The organism is Kutzneria sp. 744, from assembly GCF_000568255.1.
Taxonomy (GTDB): domain Bacteria; phylum Actinomycetota; class Actinomycetes; order Mycobacteriales; family Pseudonocardiaceae; genus Kutzneria.
The window spans coordinates 8,575,284-8,578,872 of the sequence record NZ_KK037166.1 but is presented as its reverse complement, the minus strand read 5'-3'; the positions used below and the strand labels follow the sequence as shown (position 1 = coordinate 8,578,872).

3 protein-coding genes and 1 pseudogene are annotated in these 3,589 nt (G+C 70.7%); 3 read left to right on the top strand and 1 reads right to left on the bottom strand.

Annotated features, from left to right (window positions below; translation table 11 throughout):
• Both KUTG_RS62175 and KUTG_RS54450 read left to right on the top strand, forming a co-directional pair.
• Positions 1-365: pseudogene (locus KUTG_RS62175) on the top strand (molybdopterin biosynthesis protein); the annotation flags it as partial.
• Positions 366-383: 18 nt separating this feature from the next.
• Positions 384-1,772: a pentapeptide repeat-containing protein gene (locus KUTG_RS54450; RefSeq protein WP_052395932.1), complete on the top strand. Its 1,389-nt coding sequence runs from the start codon at positions 384-386 to the stop codon at positions 1,770-1,772.
• On the opposite strand, the gene KUTG_RS39590 is transcribed toward KUTG_RS54450, so the two are convergent.
• Positions 1,773-2,858, bottom strand: a complete 1,086-nt coding sequence (locus tag KUTG_RS39590) for a TetR/AcrR family transcriptional regulator (RefSeq protein WP_052395931.1) — start codon at positions 2,856-2,858, stop codon at positions 1,773-1,775.
• A 104-nt stretch (positions 2,859-2,962) separates the two neighbouring features.
• Between KUTG_RS39590 and KUTG_RS55570 the strand changes: the two genes are divergently transcribed.
• The coding region (locus tag KUTG_RS55570) for an AMP-binding protein (protein WP_043724295.1) at positions 2,963-3,589 on the top strand (627 nt) is incomplete at its 3' end.

The following is a 3,589-nucleotide window of genomic DNA, read 5'->3' as shown; positions in this document are numbered from 1 at the left end:
TCGACGGCGTCGCCTGCCGCCCCGGGCACCCGCAGCTCCTGGCGGCCCTGCCCGACGGCCGGCACGTCGTCGGCCTCCCCGGCAATCCCTTCGCCGCCCTGGCCGCCGGCCACACCCTGCTGGGCCCGTTGCTGAGCGGCCTCGCCGGCCGGGGTCCGAAGGCCCCTCTCACCGGCCGCCTCCGCGGCGCCGTCACCGCCCGTACCACCGAAACCCGCCTCGTGCCGGCAATTCGCACCGACGACGCCCTCGTCCCCGTCGGCCGCGACCGCGCCGGCAACCTCTGGGGTGCCGCCATGGCCGACGTCCTGGCCGTCGTCCCTCCACAGTGGACCGGGCCCGAAGTCGAGGTCCTCCCCCTCTGAACCTGCCAGAATGGCCGCGTGAAGGCCACCGACCCGGACGCGACCTACCGCGTGCTGTCCTTACGGACCATCGCCCTGGCCGCATTGGCGCTGGTAGTGATCGGTGTCGGCGTCGCCACGTGGCTGCTGCTCTCCTACGGCGACGGCACACCCCAGTCCGCCAACCGCTTGGACGCCATCAAGACCGCCGGCACCATCGTCGTCGGCACCGGCGGCGCCGGCGCCCTCTGGCTAGCAGCTCGTAGACAGCGCACCAGCGAAATCGCCCTACGCCAGAAGGATCTCGACCACGAGAAGGTCGACCGCGCCTTCGCCTTACAGGAACGCATGGCCGCCTCGTCGGAGGCCGACGCCCTGGAGCGCCGGGTCACCGACCTGTACACCAAGGCCGCCGAACAGCTCGGCTCCGACAAGGCCCCGGTCCGCCTGGCCGGCATGTACGCCCTCGAACGCCTCGCCCAGGCCAACGCCGACCAGCGCCAGACCGTGGTGAACCTGTTGTGCGCCTACCTGCGGATGCCCTTCGAGGAGGAAGGTCCACGCGAGGAACGCGAGGTCCGCCTTACGGCGCAACGCATCCTGGGCGCACACGCGGTGGCCGGCGATACCCACTGGGCGGATCTCGACCTCGATCTGACCGGCGCGACCCTGCTCGACCTGGACCTCAGCGCGGGCGTGGTTCGCCAGCTGACCTGCGCGAATGCGCGGCTGTACGGCGAGACTCGGCTGGACCGGGCGACGATCCGGCACGCCACGTTCGAAGACGCGCACTTCGCCGGGCACCTGTCCGCCGTCGGCGCGACCTTCACCGGCCCGGCGCTGTTCTTGTACGCGCAGTTCAAGTCGGCCGCCTTCGACGAAGCCCGGTTCGTGAAGAACGCGCGGTTCAGCGAGGCCCGCTTCGCGATCGGGGCGTCGTTCCACTCGACGGTGTTCGAGGCGGCCGCCCGTTACAGCCAAACGGTCTTCGCCGGGGACGTGCAGTTCGAGGCCGTGCGGTTCGAGGGCAATGCACGCTTCGCCGGCACCCGGTTCAAGGGCGCGGTCCGCTTCGCGAACGTCGAGTTCGCCGGGGAGACCCGGTTCGACCGGGCCGTGTTCGCCACGCTGGCCGACTTCGTCGCCGTGCGGTTCGGTGGTTACGTCGAGTTCAGCGAGGCCAAGTTCCGGGGTGACACCAGGTTCGGGCACGTGCGGTTCGCCGACTCGGTCCGGTTCAACACCACCCAGTTCGACGGCGACGCGCGGATGGACCACACCTGGGCACGGCTCGATGTGCCGGACACCGTCACCCGGACCTGGCCGAAGGTCCAGAACGCCCAGCCCGGCGCCTTCGAGGTGGTGCCGAACGCGACCGGCCCCGGCGACGAGGGCGCGTGGGGCCTGGTGGAGTACCGCGCCTCCTGATCAGCTCCAGAGGATGGCGCGGGCGAAGACGGCGATCTCCGGGCGGCCACGCAACTCGGCGACCTGGGTCATGGCGTTGATGATGCCGATGGCGCCGAGGACGACGGTGCTGGCGAAGTCGACCGAGACGGTGGGGCGGGCGCGCTGGACGAGGGCGACTAGTTCCTGGGCGTACTCGCGGCGGGTGCGCTCCTGGGCCTCGACGTTGAGGACCTCGGTGAGCAGCAGGCGGACCAGGTCGGGATTGGCGGTGGCGAAAGAGAAGTAGTCGCCTATGGCCCGGTCCAGGGCGTCGGCGGGGCCGTCGGCGGTGCGCAGGATGTTGTGCAGGGACAGCCACATGGACTCGGTGCCACGGGAAAGGACGGCCACCAACAGGTCCTGCTTGCTGGCGAAGTGGGTGTAGACGGTGGGGGCGGCGATGCCGGCGGCCTCGCCGATGTCGGCGATGCTGACCGAGGCGGAGCCGCGGGAGGCGAAAAGTTGTGACGCGGCAACGAGAACGGCCTCGCGACGGGAGACGACGGGCTGGGGGTCGCAGCCCTCGACCACAGGCTCCGCCACAACGGCCGGCAGCTCGACGGCGATCATGGCCTGGGCGATCCGGCGCAACTCCGCGGCGCTGATTTCGTAGCGGTGGTAGGAAACGCTGGCCATCAGGGCGGTGATGCCCCGGGCCCGCAACAAAGGCTGATCGACGACCAACGACTGGGCGACACGCTCGACACCGATACGGAGCCGGCGACGGATGGTGCGACGCTGTTCCACGGACAGGTGCCACCCCTCGCGGTCCCACAGCACCCCGAACTCGCGGCGGGCCAGGACGACCTCGGAAACGGCGGTCATGGTGCCCTCGACGCCCGGCGGCGCGGCGGCCAGGACGGCTTCCAACCAGTCGAGGCTCTCGTCGACCACGGCGGCGAGCAGGTCGTCCTTGCCGCGGAAGTGCCGGTACAGGGCGCTGGCCCCGATGCCGACCTCGGCGGCGATGTCGCTCATCCCGACCCGGTGGAAACCGTGCTGCCAGAACAGCCGGGCGGCGGCCGCCAACACCTGCTGCCGACGGTCGCGGGGACGGGTGACCATGGTCGATAGTGAACCACACGTCGGTCCATCGAGCCCAAAACATGGCGATCTACGTGCGGTATCAGGTACAAAGTGAACGACGATACGCTCCTAGGAGGCCGGCCATGCAGCTCACGCAGTGCGTGCACCGAGCGGTGCGGCAGACCCCGGACCTCCCGGCGACGATCTTCGGGGACCGCGTCCGGACCTGGGCCGAGAGCGCCGACCGGGTGGCCCGGCTGGCCGCGGCGCTGCGCGACCTGGGCGTCGACCAGAACGACCGGGTCGGCCTGCTGGCCCTGAACTCGGACATCTACCACGAGTTCCTGCTGGCCGTGCCGTGGGCGGACGCCGTCGTCACGCCGGTCAACACCCGGTGGACGCCGAACGAGATCGCCTTCTCGCTCCAGGACTCCGGTACCCGGGTGCTCTACGTGGACGAGACGTTCGCGCCGATGGTGCCGCGGCTGCGCGAGCTGGCCCCGTGCCTGACGACGATCATCGGCGGCGCGGCGGTCGTGGACTACCTGGTCGACACGCACGAGCCCATGCCGGATTCGCGCCGCGGCGGCAGCTCGATGGCCGGCATCTTCTACACCGGCGGCACCACGGGCCACTCCAAGGGCGTGATGCTCAGCCACGACAACATGATCGTCTCCGCGCTGGGCAGCTGCGCTGCCGGCACGTACGTCCAGCCCGGCGGCCGATACCTGCACGCGGCGCCGATGTTCCACCTGGCCGACTGCTCGGCC